At 47.8% G+C, this 18274-nt stretch carries 10 protein-coding genes and 1 rRNA gene; 1 reads left to right on the forward strand and 10 read right to left on the reverse strand.

Translation table 11 applies throughout. The features are described 5' to 3' along the window. Positions 1-5: 5 nt before the first annotated feature. A 16S ribosomal RNA gene (locus NZ043_RS05920) occupies positions 6-1558 on the reverse strand. A gap of 711 nt (positions 1559-2269) precedes the next feature. Here NZ043_RS05920 and NZ043_RS05925 point away from each other — a divergent pair. Then, positions 2270-3643: a molybdopterin-dependent oxidoreductase gene (locus NZ043_RS05925; protein WP_339310978.1), complete on the forward strand. Its 1374-nt coding sequence runs from the start codon at positions 2270-2272 to the stop codon at positions 3641-3643. Between the two features lie 127 nt (positions 3644-3770). Here NZ043_RS05925 and ligA read toward each other — a convergent pair whose 3' ends face one another. The 9 genes from ligA to NZ043_RS05970 form a co-directional block, all read right to left on the reverse strand. Then, positions 3771-5792: an NAD-dependent DNA ligase LigA gene (gene ligA / locus NZ043_RS05930; RefSeq protein WP_047840609.1), complete on the reverse strand. Its 2022-nt coding sequence runs from the start codon at positions 5790-5792 to the stop codon at positions 3771-3773. A gap of 210 nt (positions 5793-6002) precedes the next feature. Beyond that, entirely contained in the window at positions 6003-8357 is a 2355-nt protein-coding gene (pcrA, locus tag NZ043_RS05935; RefSeq protein WP_062837066.1) for a DNA helicase PcrA, read from the reverse strand. A 487-nt stretch (positions 8358-8844) separates the two neighbouring features. Continuing rightward, entirely contained in the window at positions 8845-9540 is a 696-nt protein-coding gene (locus tag NZ043_RS05940; RefSeq protein WP_339310981.1) for a heptaprenylglyceryl phosphate synthase, read from the reverse strand. Between the two features lie 115 nt (positions 9541-9655). Then, on the reverse strand, positions 9656-10531 hold the full coding sequence (locus NZ043_RS05945; protein ID WP_249912618.1) for a phosphatidylinositol-specific phospholipase C/glycerophosphodiester phosphodiesterase family protein: 876 nt from the start codon (positions 10529-10531) through the stop codon (positions 9656-9658). A gap of 134 nt (positions 10532-10665) precedes the next feature. Next, positions 10666-11547, reverse strand: coding sequence for a dTDP-4-dehydrorhamnose reductase (gene rfbD, locus NZ043_RS05950; RefSeq protein WP_133386049.1), 882 nt, complete (start codon positions 11545-11547; stop codon positions 10666-10668). Beyond that, positions 11544-12569 (reverse strand): dTDP-glucose 4,6-dehydratase, encoded by a 1026-nt coding sequence (rfbB, locus tag NZ043_RS05955; protein ID WP_091036462.1) that lies wholly within the window; start codon positions 12567-12569, stop codon positions 11544-11546. Before rfbB ends, rfbD begins: the two co-directional genes overlap by 4 nt. 54 nt (positions 12570-12623) lie before the next feature. Beyond that, the gene (gene rfbC / locus NZ043_RS05960) at positions 12624-13172 is read right to left on the reverse strand and encodes a dTDP-4-dehydrorhamnose 3,5-epimerase (RefSeq protein WP_091036460.1); all 549 of its coding nucleotides are present in this window, start codon (positions 13170-13172) and stop codon (positions 12624-12626) included. 181 nt (positions 13173-13353) lie between these two features. Further along, entirely contained in the window at positions 13354-14232 is an 879-nt protein-coding gene (galU, locus tag NZ043_RS05965; protein WP_133386050.1) for a UTP--glucose-1-phosphate uridylyltransferase GalU, read from the reverse strand. A 295-nt stretch (positions 14233-14527) separates the two neighbouring features. Continuing rightward, on the reverse strand, positions 14528-18172 hold the full coding sequence (locus NZ043_RS05970) for a DEAD/DEAH box helicase (RefSeq protein WP_133386051.1): 3645 nt from the start codon (positions 18170-18172) through the stop codon (positions 14528-14530). Between the last annotated feature and the right edge of the window lie 102 nt (positions 18173-18274).

Here is an 18274-nt window from a genome sequence, read left to right on the forward strand (position 1 = left end):
CATAGAAAGGAGGTGATCCAGCCGCACCTTCCGATACGGCTACCTTGTTACGACTTCACCCCAATCATCTATCCCACCTTCGGCGGCTGGCTCCTTGCGGTTACCCCACCGACTTCGGGTGTTATAAACTCTCGTGGTGTGACGGGCGGTGTGTACAAGACCCGGGAACGTATTCACCGCGGCATGCTGATCCGCGATTACTAGCAATTCCGACTTCATGCAGGCGAGTTGCAGCCTGCAATCCGAACTGAGACCGGCTTTGTTGGGATTGGCTCCATCTCGCGATTTCGCAGCCCGTTGTACCGGCCATTGTAGTACGTGTGTAGCCCAGGTCATAAGGGGCATGATGATTTGACGTCATCCCCACCTTCCTCCGGTTTGTCACCGGCAGTCTATCTAGAGTGCCCACCCGAAGTGCTGGCAACTAAATATAAGGGTTGCGCTCGTTGCGGGACTTAACCCAACATCTCACGACACGAGCTGACGACAACCATGCACCACCTGTCTTGAATGTTCCGAAGAAAAGGTACATCTCTGTACCGGTCATTCAGATGTCAAGACCTGGTAAGGTTCTTCGCGTTGCTTCGAATTAAACCACATACTCCACTGCTTGTGCGGGTCCCCGTCAATTCCTTTGAGTTTCAGTCTTGCGACCGTACTCCCCAGGCGGAGTGCTTAATGTGTTAACTTCGGCACCAAGGGTATCGAAACCCCTAACACCTAGCACTCATCGTTTACGGCGTGGACTACCAGGGTATCTAATCCTGTTTGCTCCCCACGCTTTCGCGCCTCAGCGTCAGTTACAGCCCAGAGAGTCGCCTTCGCCACTGGTGTTCCTCCACATATCTACGCATTTCACCGCTACACGTGGAATTCCACTCTCCTCTTCTGCACTCAAGTCACCCAGTTTCCAGTGCGATCCGGGGTTGAGCCCCGGGATTAAACACCAGACTTAAATGACCGCCTGCGCGCGCTTTACGCCCAATAATTCCGGACAACGCTTGCCCCCTACGTATTACCGCGGCTGCTGGCACGTAGTTAGCCGGGGCTTTCTTCTCAGGTACCGTCACCTTGAGAGCAGTTACTCTCCCAAGCGTTCTTCCCTGGCAACAGAGCTTTACGATCCGAAAACCTTCATCACTCACGCGGCATTGCTCCGTCAGGCTTTCGCCCATTGCGGAAGATTCCCTACTGCTGCCTCCCGTAGGAGTCTGGGCCGTGTCTCAGTCCCAGTGTGGCCGATCACCCTCTCAGGTCGGCTACGCATCGTCGCCTTGGTGAGCCGTTACCCCACCAACTAGCTAATGCGCCGCAGGCCCATCCCCAAGTGACAGATTGCTCCGTCTTTCCAGTTTCCTTCAGGCGAAGGAAACAACTATTCGGTATTAGCTACCGTTTCCGGTAGTTGTCCCAAACTTGAGGGCAGGTTGCCTACGTGTTACTCACCCGTCCGCCGCTAACCATCAGAGAAGCAAGCTTCCCATCAAGTCCGCTCGACTTGCATGTATTAGGCATGCCGCCAGCGTTCGTCCTGAGCCAGGATCAAACTCTCCAATAAAGTATTGAAAAGAGCGATAAGCTCATTTTGAATCTGACGATTCATTGTGAATCAAAAGTTACTATCCATTTGTTCAGTTTTCAAGGAACTTGTATGTCCGTTTATGTTGATGTTTGTCAACCAGACAGGAATCTTATCATATCATGTTAACTAACTTACTGTCAACACTTTGTTTTCGTCACCTTTCAAATGATTATGACAATCATTCGTTTGAAGCGACAAGAAATAATATATCATGTAGCGATTTATTTAGCAAGCATTTTTAATCTACCATTTGATATTATATAAATCTTCAACAACGCTATCTTGCCTTCAGCCTATATGCGGCACATTAGCACAATATCTGAAACAAAAATGGAACCCTATTAAAGGCTACTTTATATCCAAGAAACATGTCCTTTCTATAATATTGATTTCTAAAACCATACGTAATAAGGATCTAGATGAAAGACAGCTAGAGTGCCCGATTGGGATAATGAGCCCTGCCCTCCTGTTGGTTTGAAGAAAGTGATCCAAAAACTCTATAATAAGGTATATAGATATAGAGATAAGGCTAAGCAATCAAGTGTACTTCTTCATACGTAGTTATGAACAATCGTTAATCGTCTCGTATAAGTACCTTTACACCGATAACGCACTCCATTTGCAGTTGGCTATTACATATTAAAGTTCTGAATAAACTCATTACTAACCTATATGGGGTGATCGCACTTGAAACAATGGTTGAAGAACATGCGCAAAGGTTATGGCAAAAAGTTGGTTTCCATCCATGCTTGGAATGCCTGGATTGTTGTGATCCTTGCTATATCAGGTCTTATGCTGGTAGGCGGCTTTTGGCGAGAGATACTCGGGATCGGTCGTGTCTGGTTAAAATGGCTACATATCATCGTTGGGCTAGCTATGCTGGCACCCGTAGTATATTACTTGATTTTGGCCGGAAAGCACTGGAAACAGCTTCGTAATAGACCTTGGCAAAGGGTGAACACCATCTTTGTTCTTGCGCTGCTGGTAGGCTGGCTACTCTCGGGTATTGTGTTATGGCAGTTCAAGCTAGCTGGACCTCGATGGTCGAATGCTGCACTTTTGATCCATGACCTGCTGACTTGGGTGGGCTTACCTTATATTATCTATCACTCCATCACTCGGACCAAATGGTTAAAGGACCCTGCACGTCGTGCGGTTAAAACTACTACAACTTCAACAAAAACTCAAAATACAGCTGATCCATCTGATTCAATATCGGATGAAAAAGAAACTCCGGCTGCTATATCTTCTTCACAGTTTGATCGCAGTTCCGAGAGAGATCCCCTCAAATCTGAGGAGCGACCTCAACCGTTGTATACACGACGAGCTTTCATCCGTTCTGCTGTGGGGGTTGGTCTCGCCGTGACTCTTGGACCTACTTTTATATCCTGGGTAGGACGAAATCTCAAGATCGATAATAGTATTGATAGCATGCTGGAGAACGATCCTAACCGTATGGTTCCTCTGCCACAACCGCTGTCTGCCTCTTCACCTCCCATTGGAGGCGGAGCTGAAGGTCATTTCCGCGTATATACGGTTACGCCCATACCGTCCTTCTCCAATGCTAACTGGTCTTTTCGCATTGATGGGTTGGTTGAACGGGCACAGGTATGGAACTGGGAACAATTCGTGAAGCTCGCTCGTACCGTACAGGTTAGTGATTTCCACTGTGTAACGGGCTGGTCTGTATATAAGAATACCTGGGAAGGCATTTCTCTTGCACAGCTTTTGAAACAAGCCGGGGTCAAACCGGAAGCTCATAGTGTGAAGTTTTATTCCGGTGATGGTGTATATACAGATGCGATTACGATGGATCAAGCACAAATGGAGGATATTATGGTCGCTGTCATGCATGATGGCAAACCCATCCCGGCTGATCTTGGCGGTCCGGTACGGCTCGTCATTCCTCAGATGTATGCCTATAAATCAGTAAAATGGTTAAATCGCATTGAACTCATCGACAGCGAACATATCGGTTACTGGGAAGAGCGAGGGTATGATAAGGATGCATGGCTTACAGGCGCATCTCAACGTATCCCTAACAATTTAAGTGGATCATGATCAGATAAAATAAGATCGGTAAGTGTTCATCGTTGTAGCAAATAATTCAATAAACAGCAAAAGCCCCCGATCACATATTCGTGTCTTCGGGGGCTTTCTTATATGAAATCTTTTGTTCATTTATCCTCTAACCCTGTGGGTTCAAAAGACGTACAAGTTCGTCCTCATCCTCGATCGTTGGAATACCGAGATCATGAGCTTTGGTCAATTTACTACCTGCCTTCTCTCCGGCAATAACCAGATCTGTCTTTTTCGACACACTGCCAGTCACCTTCGCTCCGAGCGCTTCCAGTCTTTGCGTCGCCTCTTCCCGCGTCAATTGGTGCAGCGTTCCGGTCAAGACGACCGTTTTACCACTGAAAAAGGAATCTTCCACAACAGCAACGGCTGGCGCCTCAGGTGCCTGAGCTTTCACACCCAAGTTGAGCATTTTCTCAATTGCAGCCTGTGTAAACGGATCTGCAAAAAAGTTTACGATGCTCTCTGCCACAATACCACCGACATCGGGTAGTTCAACCAGTTCTTCCACGGTTGCATTCATAATGGCGTGCAGATCTCGGTAATGATCAGCCAGCATGCGCGTTGTAGATTTACCTGTGTTCGGAATACCCAGTGAGTATAAGAAGGAAGCCAAGTCTCTATCTTTACTAAGCTCAAGCGCAGCGATAAGGTTGTTCGCTTTCTTTTCCCCAAACCGCTCCAGCTTCACCAGATCATCAAACTGTAACGTATACAGGTCGGCAGGCTCACGTACGTTCAATTCATCATACAACTGAATCGCCGTTTTCTCACTGAACGTCTCGATGTCCATGGCATCACGGGAAGCAAAATGGGAAATACGTGCCACCGTTTGCGGTTTACACGCAAGTCTGTTGTTACAGAACAGATGCGCTCCGCGTTGCTCCAGTGGGAATCCACATGCAGGACACTGCTCAGGGAAGACGATCTCCTCGCCATCACTCTCCTCCGTCACTTTGCCCAGAATTTCAGGAATGACGTCATTGGACCGACGGATAAAGACCCGTGTACCCAGAGCGAACTTCAGATTTTTGCGCTCAATATCGCCGACATTGTTCAGCGTACAGTTCTGTACCGTTACCCCGGCAAGTTCAACCGGTTCTACGCGTGCCAGCGGAGTTACTTTGCCAGTACGGCCCACATTCCATACCACAGCGTTAAGAACTGTCGTGGTCTCTTCTGCCTCGAATTTATATGCCACCGCCCAGCGAGGGAATTTATCGGTATAACCCAACACCTCGCGAGTGCGCATGTCCGTAATTTTAATAACCGCTCCATCGATCAGATAGTCCAATTGACCCCGGTTCTCCTGAATGGCGGCCAGTTGCTCCATTACATCATCAAACTCATGGAAATAAGTAATCGATGGATTAACTTTGAAGCGGTTCTCACGCAGGAAATCCATCATCTGCTGATGATTGGCAAACTGAATGTCATCCGAATAACCCACGTTATAAAAGTAAGCATTCAGCCGACGCTCAGCCGTCGCTTTCGGATTCAAGTTACGCAGCGCTCCTGCTGCTGCATTCCGCGCATTCTTGAGTGGCTCTGCTGCCGTCTCATTGTATCGATCCAGGACAGACAGGTTCATAATGCCTTCACCCTGTACTTCAATCGTACCGCTTGTATAAGGAATTTTGAGCGGAACGGATCGGATCGTTCTCACCTGTGCCAAAATACCTTCACCTACAGTACCGTTACCACGCGTAGAGGCTTGTACCAACTCACCGTTGGTGTACGTCAGGTTCAGCGTCAATCCGTCAAACTTCAACTCAATGACATAACCTGGTTCCGGTAAAGGCGTATCCGGATTTTTACTGTTATAGTCGTTAATCAGTTTCAGTACACGGGTATTCCAGCTGCGCAACTGCTCAATATTCTGCGCTTTGTCCAGACTCCATAATGAGGATAAATGGCGATGTGGGGTAAACCCCTTGAGCAGTTCGCCGCCCACACGCTGTGTTGGAGAATCAGGCAGAACCATGCCGCTTTCCTGTTCCAGCGTAACCAGTTCATCGTACAGAAGATCATACTCCTTATCGCTGATCTGTGGCTGATCCATCGTGTAGTACTGATAATTATGCTGGTTCAGCTCGGTAACGAGTTGCTCCATCCGGTGCATCGGGTCCATACAGGGCCATCCCTCCGTTAATTGATCTATATATGTAGAACGAACACTCCTATTGCACGTGAACTCCGATAACAGATTAACTTTCCGATCGCTGTTATCCCCTGATTTCTTTTAATCCATTTTAAAAGGTGGAAATCCGGGGAGGCGAAAGCCATGCTTCTTCAAGTTATTTCTGTACTCTCCGTTATCGTGCAAAAGGAGGTTTCGTTCTTATTCCACTTTCGTAATCGGGGCAAAACCGGCAAGCAGACGTTTCACGCCAACCGGAGCCGGGAAGGCAATCTGCAGTTCGGTATCATTACCAGTCCCTTTTACTGCAACAATCGTGCCTGTCCCCCATTTGCCATGCTGCACTTTATCTCCTGCCTTGAATCCTGCTTCGCCATTAGAAGCCACCGGCTTGGAAGCAGATGATGGCGTAGAGTATGTTGGGCGAGAAGTACTCGTGGTCACACGCGAAGTTGGCGTGGATGAGGTAGCAGATGAACCACTCTTGCTTTGGTGATCAAAGAGCTTGGTGCCACCACCAAAGTTGCTTCCTCCACTAGAACCTAACCCACGTCCACCATATGAGCCGCCTCCGCTACTTCCGCGGCGGTAACGATCACGAGCCATGGAAGTGTCTTCCTTCAGCTCATCCGGAATTTCGTCCAGGAAGCGGGAAGGCGGATTCGCTGTGGTACGTCCAAACAAGGTACGCATCTGGGCACACGACAGGAAAAGTTGCTCTTCTGCACGAGTAATCCCCACATAAGCAAGTCGGCGTTCTTCCTCCAGCTCTTCATTATCCATAAAGGCCCGGCTGTGAGGGAAGACGCCTTCCTCCATACCCACGATAAAGACCACCGGGAACTCCAGACCTTTGGCGCTGTGCATGGTCATCAGGGTAACAGCGTCGCTCTGATCCTCTTCATCATCGTTCATGCTGTCGATGTCAGCAATCAATGCAAGATCGGTGAGGAACGATACGAGCGTTTTGTCTTCATTATTTTTCTCAAATTCCATCGTTACCGACAGGAACTCTTCAATGTTCTCCAGCCGTGCACGGGATTCGAGTGTGTTTTCATTTTGCATCTCAAGACGGTATTGGCTCATCTCAAGTATCTTCTCGGTTAATTCAGTTACAGACAGATATTCTACCATCTGATGCAACGCAGCGATCATGTCATAGAACTCCACGAGCGCATTACGCGTACGTCCAGCAAAACCAAGATCATCCACGACCTGCAGTACTCGGAAAATGGAAATTCCACGCTCTCCTGCCGCAGCCGCCAGCTTCGCTACTGTTGTATCACCAATGCTACGCTTCGGTACATTAATGATCCGGGTAAGGCTGATATCATCGTCGGGGTTGGATAACAGGCGCAGATACGCCAGAATGTCCTTGATCTCTTTACGATCATAGAACTTGATGCCGCCGACAATCTGATACGGAATATCAGACTTGATCAAAATTTCCTCTATAACCCGGGACTGGGCGTTAGTACGGTACAAAATGGCATGGTTCTGATAGGATTTGCCGTTCTTCACATTTTTACTAATCTCGGAGGTAACAAAATACCCCTCATCATGTTCGGAATCCGCACGGTACACCTTGATCTTCGAACCACCCTCCTTATCCGTCCACAGTTTCTTCGGTTTACGCCCTGTATTCAGGCCAATCACTTCATTCGCTGCATTTAGGATATTGGAAGTTGAACGATAGTTCTGCTCCAGCAAAATCGTGTTTGCTTCAGGGTAATCTTTCTCAAAGTTCAGGATATTGCTGATATCCGCACCACGCCAACGATAGATCGATTGGTCACTATCCCCTACAACGCAGATGCGATGGTGACTGTCAGCGAGCATGCGGCACAGCATGTACTGTGCACGGTTCGTATCCTGATACTCGTCCACGTGAATGTACTGGAATTTCTTTTGGTAAAAGTCGAGGACTTCGGGTACTTCCTTGAACAGTTGAATAGTCTGCATAATGAGATCATCAAAATCAAGTGAGTTGTTGGCTCTTAACCGTTTCTGGTACATCTTATATATCTTCGCTACAATACCCTCGAAATAGTCTCCTGCTTGCTTCTCATATTGCTCCGGACTGATCAGTTCATTCTTAGCCGTGCTCATCATCGATTGAACTGCTTTCGGCTCGAATTTCTTGGTATCAATATTCTGATCTTTCATACAACTGCGAATTACAGATAATTGGTCCGATGAGTCCAAAATACTGAAGTTGGAGGTAAAGCCAATACGTTCAATATCACGACGCAGAATTCGCACACACATGGAGTGGAATGTGGATACCCAAATGTCGCGGCCCTGAGATCCACCTACGAGTTGGGATACCCGGTCTTGCATCTCACGAGCGGCTTTGTTCGTAAATGTAATCGCTAAAATGCCCCACGGGGGTGCTTTCCGTGTTGCAATAAGGTAGGCAATCCGGTGTGTCAGCACCCGGGTCTTGCCTGAGCCTGCTCCGGCCATGATCAGCAGCGGGCCATCCGTCGCCTCGACGGCTTGCCGTTGAGGGGTGTTAAGCCGTGCAACGGCATCATGTATATTTACAGGTTGCATGCATGCATGCTCCTTTCGTTGGTTGGTCGGTATAAGTGAGCTATCGTTTACACTCGTCACTACGATGACAGAATAATCTTCCGATCGCTGTTATTCCCGGATTTTTCGATCTACTTTTCAAAGGTGAAAATCCGGGAATAAAGGCGCACGCTCCGCTTCTCCAGCTTATTTCTGACCTCTTCGTTCTCGTGTAAAAATAGTTTAACTTATAATTAAGGGTAGTTGAAATCACAAGAGAGAACACTTCGTTTCTTCAGATTGCTTCTGCATTCTCCGTTTCTGTGTAAACATAGTTCCTCTATACGAATTGTTGGTAAGAGGTGAAAATCCGGGAATAAAGGCGAACGCATCGCTTCGTCAGCTCACTTCTCTCCTCTTCGTTCTCGTGTAAACGACATACGCTCATATAACTGCTTTAATTAGTAAGGGCAAAGTTCTATTTTAACAGATCATAAGGGGAAAATGGGGGAATGGTAAACTAAACCGATTAAATGGTACCTTTTACAGCCAACACCGTCTCAAGTGCCTTAGTCAAATCGCTATACACAATGTTACCTACCACGATGGTATCTGCCACCTGGGCAGCTTGCGTGGCTTTCTCCGGATCATCAATTCCACCGCCGTAGATAAGGTGTGCCCGCTCCAATTGTCTGTGTGTCTCACCAACAAGCTCCATATCTCCGAACGTTCCACTGTACTCCATGTATACGATTGGAAGATTGAGCAGACGCTCCGCTGCCTGGGCATATGCCACGGCAGCTCCTGTCGTCAGATCCGTATCTGCACCAGTCAACCGCGCTACCGTGGAGTTTGCATTAAGCACAATATAACCCTCGGCAATCAGCAGATCCCAAGGGATAAGATAACCATAACGCTCTATGGCTTGCTGGTGGTGCCCAATCATCCATTTGCTGTCCGTTGCATTCAGGACCATTGGGATCAGATATCCATCAAAGCCGGGAACAACAGCCTCCAGATCAGATACTTCAAGCACACATGGCAACTCATAACGACGCACACGGGACATCAGGTCTACCGTATTATCATAAGTAATTCCGGAAGATCCGCCGACGATAATCGCATCGGTCCCCGACATGCAGACCAGATCGAGTTCTTCGTCCGTAATCTCCCTGTCCGGGTCAAGCTTAAATACATGTCTCCACTGCTTAATCATGTCTATCAACGAACATTCCTCCAGAGGTTCTTCTGCATCCTAGAAAGCTTGTAAACTAAGTCTAAGTCAGCAGACAGTGAGTGTCAATGTTCGTATAAAAAGGGGAACAGAAAAACATGAATTTTTACGGTTTCCAGGCAAAACGTGTATTCATCTCATCCAACTCCTGCTCCGTCAGCACGTCCGAGTACACCCCGTACACGCCCCATTTCTCATAGTTAGCCACCTGTTCAGTGTCATTGATAGTATGCACGTAGGTGACTGAGCCTGCACTATTCAGCTTGGCGACGAAATTCTGGTTTACTTTATATTCCGGCATAGTCACGGCATCAATATCATTTTTTTGTACAAAATCAACAACCTGATCTTCTGTATCCTGTGTGGCATATAACGTATAGATAATGGAAGGGAATGCATAGACTTCTTTCACCGTTTCAAGCATCGGTTCGTTATAGATCTGTACAACCACTCGATCCAGCACGGATGGATCATGTTCTTTGGCTGCATCCACGAGGGATCTTAACACCTGCTGTATATCCTCATCCTTCTGTTCCTTGGTGTCGGTTACGATATACATATCCGGGTACTGAGCCAGTACATCTATAATGCCATCGGCATCCATGGGTTGGTACATGCCCAAGATTGGCGTATCCATGAATTCATCATGTGTCAACGCCCCGGCCTGTTTTTCCTCGGGAAGCTCTTGGTCCTGTCCTAGCATTTTACTCATATTAGCGGTCCACTCATGTCTGGCTACGGCTTTGCGATCCGAGGTCAGCATAAAGTCGATCTCAAAAACACGTGTGCCTTTCTCGTAATTGGCAATCATCGCTTCATAGGCGTTGGTATATGGTTGATCACGAATGCTGCCCATGGCGTGGGCGATTAATCTATAAGCGGTAAATCCGTCCCGTTGTTCCTCACTCTCGCTTTCATAGGCGAAAAAGAGTGTGCCCACGGTAACGATCAGTAGTATTAACACGGCGGCAATGCGTTTCATATAGCATTCACATCCTCAGTACCTTTTTGATAGCTAACTACCCGAATTGATGAGGTATAAAACAAAATAGCCGCCCGAGGCGGCTGTTAAATGGTGGATAGACTGTGGGAATAAAGTAAGGTCCATCGACATGCTCAGTCCTTTTGCAGTACACTCAACTCTTTCAAAAATGCAATCAGCGCCTCACGCCAAGGTCTCAGAGGTTCCAAACCGTTCGTTCGAATCGCCAGATGATCCATCACCGAGTATGCAGGACGAGGGGCTGGCCGCGGAAACTGATCGGTTGTGCATGGCGTAAGTTCGGCTGTCGGCTCGAACCCACTCTGTTTACCGGCTTCCTCTCTTATTGCCTGTGCAAACTCGTACCATGTGCAAGTTCCTGAATTGGAGGCATGATAGATGCCATACTTTTCACTCGTAGAAAGGGTATGAATGAATCGGGCAAGATCCACCGTATAGGTAGGCGAACCTTGTTGGTCATGAACAACTTGCAATTGTGGACGTTTCGCCATAAGTTCCAGCATGGTTTTGACAAAATTACTGCCATACATGCCAAACACCCATGATGTTCGGATGATAAACCATTGCGTGCACAAACTTTGAACCAGCCGTTCCCCAGCAAGCTTCGACTTGCCATAAACACTCTGCGGATTCGTTACATCGTATTCTCGGTATGGTGTACTACCACTCCCATCAAATACATAATCCGTACTGATATATACCAGCTTTGCTTTCACACTCTCGGCGGCAACCGCAATATTTCTAGTACCTGATGCATTGATTTCGTATGCTGTATCCTCATCTACCTCAGCCTGATCGACCGCTGTGTAAGCAGCGCAGTGAATTATGATGTGGGGTCGGAAGGTCTTAATCATATCTGTGCACTGCTGTTGATCGGTAATATCCATCTGGTTCTTGTCACAGGCCAATACCTGATGACCCTCTGCTTTGAAGGTCTTCACTACATCATAACCCAGCTGTCCCGCCGCGCCAGTCACCATAACTCTATAGTTCATTTGGACGAATCACCCATCCGCTTACCATACTGAAGCTGAACATAGTCCTGATACGTGCCTGATTGAATTCTCGTCCACCAATCTTGATGTTTCAGATACCATTGGATCGTCTCCTTGATCCCTGTCTCAAAATTGTGTGCAGGTTGCCAGCCGAGCTCTGTACGTATCTTGGTAGGATCTATACCGTAACGTCGGTCATGACCCAACCGATCCTGTACATATTGAATCAAACTCGCAGGTTTACCCAGTTGCTCCAATACGCTCTCCACAATGTATATATTAGTACGTTCATTACTACCTCCAATGTTGTATACCTCTCCAGATTGTCCATTATGAATCACCAAATCAATCGCGCTGCAGTGATCCTCGACATAAAGCCAGTCGCGAATATTGAGCCCGTCACCATATACTGGAATGGCTTCATCATTTAATGCACGGGATATAATCAGCGGAATCAGTTTCTCCGGGAACTGAAAAGGTCCGTAGTTATTAGAGCAACGTGTAATATTTACAGGAAGTCCAAACGTTTCATGATAGGCTCTTACGAGCAGATCCCCGCCAGCTTTACTTGCAGAGTAAGGACTGTTAGGCATCAGAGGGGTTTCTTCAGTAAATAAACCTGTTGCACCTAGTGATCCATATACCTCATCTGTCGATACCTGAACAAATTTGGTGACTTGATATTTCTTTGCCGCATCCAATAGAACCTGAGTACCCATCACATTGGTACGCACAAAGATATCCGGGGACAGAATACTTCGATCCACATGAGACTCGGCAGCGAAATTCACAACCACATCAATGCCTTGGGAAAAAACAGCTTCCATCTGCTGTACATCTGCAATATCTGCTTTGATGAAGGTATATTGGGGATTGGACTCTACTGTATGCAAGTTCTCCAAGTTCCCCGCATACGTTAATGCATCCACATTGATAATCTCATAACTCGGATGTTCACGAAGCATATATAATACAAAGTTGCTGCCGATAAATCCGGCCCCACCCGTAACCAGTAGTTTCATGCTGTCTCTCTCCCTCTGCCTCCAGATACAGAAGTATCTGAAAAGTCTGATTAATTAGTCGAAGTTCAGTTCAGCATCTTTCAGTAAAGGATGCTTCTGATCCTTCTCCGATAATATAGGTTTCGTCACAGGCCAATCAATGGCGAGCGCAGGATCGTTCCACAGAATTCCACGGTCATGTTCAGGCGAATAATAGGCGTCTACCTTATAAGTTACCTGGGAATGAGGCACCAAGGTGCAGAAACCATGAGCAAATCCTTGAGGAACAAGCAGTTGCCGCTGGTTGTACTCACTTAGAATGACACTTTTCCATTGGCCAAAGGTAGGGGATGACGTGCGGACATCCACAATCACATCATATATAGCCCCTGATATAACCCTCACCAATTTAGTCTGTGCTTTGGGCTGGAGCTGGTAATGAAGCCCACGGAGAACACCCGCTTCAGCCGATAAGGATTGATTGTCCTGAATAAAGACGTGCTGTATTCCCTGTTCATGCAGAACCTGCTCATTATAACTCTCCATAAAATATCCACGGTGATCACCATAAACCTTGGGTTCCAAGATGGCAGCGCCATCCATAAACAGCGGAAGTACCTTCATGACATCCCTCCGTTTTGCTGTTAACATCATTTCTTCATATTGACTATGTATATGTAAAGTGTCGGGTAAGTGTTTGTTCATTGGCCTGTATAACCCTCATATTTACTCTTCCATAAAATAAATTAAAGTCCAGCCGCGATATCATTCTTCGGCTGGACTTCAAGGGCATGCGGAAAACCATTTATTGATCCTTTACGACCTGTTCCAAATACTTTAAGAGATCTGTCCGTAGATCCGGGCGCTGCAACGCGTAGTGAATCGATGTCTCAATAAAGCCCAACTTCTCACCAACATCATGGCGTAGTCCGTCAAAATGATATGCGAGAATCTGCCGCTGTTCATTCAATCGGGACAAGGCATCCGTGAGCTGAATTTCCCCCCCAACGCCAGCCGATTGTTGACCTAGTATCTCGAAGATATCTGGTGTAAGAATATAACGTCCCATAATAGCAAGGTTCGAAGGGGATTCTTCAGTCTTTGGTTTCTCAATTAAGCGGCGCGCGCGAAAGACACGATCATCGGAAGGAGTCAGCAATTCTCCGTCTACAATCCCGTAGCGGGATACCTCGCTCCAATCAACAGGCTGTACACCAACGATCGGAGATTGCAGTTCATCGTAGACATCGATCATCTGCTTCAGGCAGGGATGGTCGGCTTCCACAATGTCATCCCCTAACAGGACGGCAAAAGGCTCGTTGCCGATAAACTTGCGGGCGCACCAGATGGCGTGACCAAGTCCCTTCGGTTCCTTTTGACGGATATAATGGATATCTGCCATCTCGGAGGGTTTGCGTACTTCGTTAAGCAAGTCCCACTTCTGTTTGTCCGCGAGATTCTGCTCCAGCTCGAATGAATAGTCGAAGTGATCTTCAATAGCCCGCTTCCCTTTACCTGTCACAATAATGATATCTTCAATGCCTGAAGCTACGGCTTCTTCAATAATATACTGGATCGTTGGCTTGTCCACGATGGGCAGCATTTCCTTAGGCATCGCCTTGGTGGCAGGCAGAAACCGGGTACCCAGCCCTGCAGCTGGAATAATCGCTTTGCGAATACGCACACGAACCCACTCCTTTTGCTAGATAAGTTGAACTAAAGATTATTTACACTGACACTACGATGACAGAACAACCTTCCAATCGCTGTTACCCCCAGATTTTTTCATTCCCTTTTTTAAAGGGGAAAATCCGGGGATAGCGTATGCTTCCGATGCAGCTTTCTTTCAGAAAGCTTTTAGGCGAACGCTTCGCTTTTTCAGGTTATTTCTGTCCTCTCCGTTATCATGTAAATGATTAGTCCATCTTGTATAGATTCATATATTTAATGATTCTTATTGCTAGGATGCTTGGACTCCATTATACCATTAACAATTCGCGGATATCCTGTTCGGATAAGGTCGTCGATCCCCCGTCTCCCGGTTCAATTACTTCGGCAATCAAGTCCTTCTTCCGCTGCTGGAGCTCCAAAATCTTCTCTTCGATTGTACCTTCGGTAACTAAACGAATGACTTGCACCACTTGTTTCTGTCCCATGCGATGGGCACGGCCAATGGCTTGTTCTTCCACCGCGGGATTCCACCACAGATCATATAATATAACGGTATCTGCACCCGTTAAGTTTAGCCCTGTTCCTCCAGCCTTCAGGGAAATCAGGAACAGTTCAGCTTCGCCCTCGTTAAATCTGCGGCACATCTCAACACGGCTCTGTGCAGGGGTCTGACCATCCAAGTAGAACAGATTTCTTCCCTGTGCTGCGAGCGTCTGCCGAATCAGGTTCAACATACTCGCAAATTGGGAGAAGATAAGAATACGTTTGCCTGCCGCCAAACAATCCTCGACCGTTTCGAGCAGCTGTTCCATTTTCCCAGAATCGCCTTGATACCCTTCAACAAAGAGTGCTGGATGACAACACAACTGACGCAAACGCGTGATGCCAGCCAGAATTTTGATACGATTCTTCTGGAATCCGTTATCCTCCATGTCCTTCGATGCTTCATCCTGAAGTTGAGAGAGGTATGCGGCGTACAGTTTCTTCTGTTCAACCGTGAGCTCTGACCGCTGTACCGTTTCAATGCGATCCGGCAATTCTTCCAGCACATCCTTCTTCAGGCGACGCAGAATAAATGGACGCACCATCCGCGAGATCCGTTCCGGAGGAAGGTCGCGGAATCTTCTGTAACTTGGAAACAACCCAGGGAATACGGCTTCAAAAATAGACCACAATTCATCCAGCGAGTTCTCTACAGGCGTTCCTGTGAGTGCAAAACGACGCGGCGCCTGAATTTGTTTCACTGCCTGCGCGGTCTGGGAAGAAGCATTTTTGATCGCCTGAGCTTCATCCAGAATTAGCGTATGGAAGGTTCGGCCCAGGTAGGTGTCCAAATCCCGTCGCAACAGAGGATACGACGTCACAATTACATCTGCCTCATCCATGCCAGAAAGCATATTGGCTCGCTCTTCTTTCTGACCTGCGGCAATCAGTACGTTCAGATGCGGGGCGAACCGCGCAAACTCATTAGCCCAGTTGTAAGTCAGCGAGGCAGGCGCAACGACAAGTACCGGGGGATGAATGACCCTCGTTCGGATTGTCAGTCCATCCTGCTGCATCGTAGACCATAAGCCATCCGTATTCTCTGAAGCCATCTTGTCCAATGGGAGCCCAGTTTCGGGATCGATGTCAAAAGTCGCCAACGTTTCACCACCCCGTAATGATCCGCTCTCCCGGTATTTATCACCGCCCGTATGGTCAATGTTGTACTCAGGCTTCTCTTGAAGAACCGCTGTGATATAGGCGATGCTTTGCAACGTTTTGCCAAGTCCCATATCATCCGCCAGAATGCCGCCAAAACGATAATAAGCGAGGGTACGTAGCCACTGGTATCCGCTATTCTGATAATCCCGCAAAATGGGGGTCAACGCTTTTGGTAATGCAAAATCCATCCGCTCAGGATCTCGAAGGTCATCGAGGAAACGTTTCAGAGAACCTCCCCACTTCACATGACCGGAAACTTCATCCCTGCCCGGCAATTGTAACGCCCGAACCGCTGGTAGCCGGATATGGCTGCTCTTGATGTCATCCGCTCCCAGTCCGAGTGAATCGGCCATATGAGCGAAGCTATCTGCACCTTCATTTTCAAGTGAGAGAAAGACACCGCTCTTGAGACGGAAATATGGTTTCTTTTCCACAATGCGACGCATGAGTTCCTGAAGCTCCTGCTCGTCCACACCTTCCATCTCGAATGAAATCTCCAGCCAGTCCAATCCTCTTCCCAAATCTGCTCGTACTTTCGGCGGTGTTGGATAGGATTGCACCATCGCCTTCACGGCGTTCGGCATGTAGATGTCTACCTGTTTCTCAAGTTCAGGCACCAGATGATACATGACATCATAGATGGCATCTTCCCGTTCACTAGCCCAGACACTACCATCCCTTTCGAGAAAGGATCGATCAAGCCGTTCAATCAGATTCCGCTCTTTGTATCGGTCACGCACCAAAATAACCTTTTTTTCTTCTTCGTCTATTAAATACTCTGCAAGCGGATTAATAACCATGACCTCATAGTCGAATTCCAGACGTGCTGTAATACGCTCACGATAGAAGTCGATGTACAGCTTTGGTGAAAGTTCTGGTTCCGCTATCTGTTCACGCACCTGCGAATCAATGGACAAATGCCCAAGCGTACGCAGTTCTGGCACGACATGCTGTACAAACTCATCCACCTGCTGAGTCGAAATATCAATGCTTTCCTTGATTCCATATGAAGTGAGTGCTCCACTCAAGTCCTCCAGACTTCGCATCTGCATCGGCTCCAACATATGTAACTGTCCTTCCACCACAGCGGCATCATAAGCAGGAAGAAGAATCAGCTCACGCAGTCCGGAAATTTCAAGCTGATATCCTTCATTCGCTCCCTGGGCGATCCGGTAAAATAAAGGAAGTACCCCCTCACCCAGTGTGAGTGGTCCATTGGCAAATCCTGTACCCTCCATCCGACTGTCGGCCTGTAGCAGCAATTCCAGCAATGGCTTCCATACGAGCGGAGCAATCAGTATATCCCGTCCGTCCGAAGCTCCAAGATAACCGGAGATGGATTGGCGATAGGCCTCCTCACTCTGTCTCATTCGAATAAGCATCGAGAGAATGGCCTGATCCTGCGGAGTGAACACATGCATTAATGGATCATAGTGGAACAGTTTGGTGAATGACATTGGCTCGCCCTTTTCGATGCAGTTCAGGAATTGTTTCACTTTCTGCACCACATACAGACGTTTGTTACCCACTTTCAGTTCAAGAGCAAGTTTCCCTCCACCCTTATGAACCTGTATCAGCTTGCATATAAACTGAACCTGCAATTCTTCCCGCAGTGAGGAACGGCTGACAGGGGCCGTGTATTTACGATCATTTTCATGCAGCGGTCTCCGATCCTTGGCAAACATGGACAGAATCTGATCCGCCGTACGGTAAGAAGGTTTATCTGCCGAGCGCCCCCACCCCGAAGCTGAGCTTGGACGACCTGCCTGGGCAAAATGAACCGGAGGACGCTTTGGAGCATCATTCAGTTGCTCTCGTTGTGAAGCAGACTGGGGGCGCTCCCACATGCTCTCTTCGACCAGTGTCCCGACCCTGGACTTGGAACCTGAGCTGAAACCAGTTCCTTGTCCTGTAGCAGGTTGAGGAGGCTTCCCAGAAGCAATCGTGGCATTACGCTCCTGCTGCTCACCCCATTCGTGAATAGCCAACAGGACAGCAGCGACATGTTTGCAATAGTCATAATGCCTGCCATCCCCCGGACAACTGCAGCCTGCCACAACCTCACCTGATCCATCTATATCCACCGTCACCTGATAGCGCTCCGATCCACGTACCTGTGCTTCATAATGAAGCTGATCCTCACTAACCACCAGATTGGTCACCCTGCCAGATTGGTTATAATCTTCTCCGCGCTTGAATGCTGTGACCCCGCACAGCAATTTGATATCCATAATTGTGAATGGCGCCACGCTTCTTCGCCTCCTGTGTCATGATGTAAAAAAAACCCCAAGAGCTCCTTGAAGCAGAGATTGGGGTTCCTTCATGCTTGTAACTGTTGTTGTACCATACAA

The organism is Paenibacillus sp. FSL k6-2145 (assembly GCF_037976585.1).
GTDB lineage: Bacteria > Bacillota > Bacilli > Paenibacillales > Paenibacillaceae > Paenibacillus.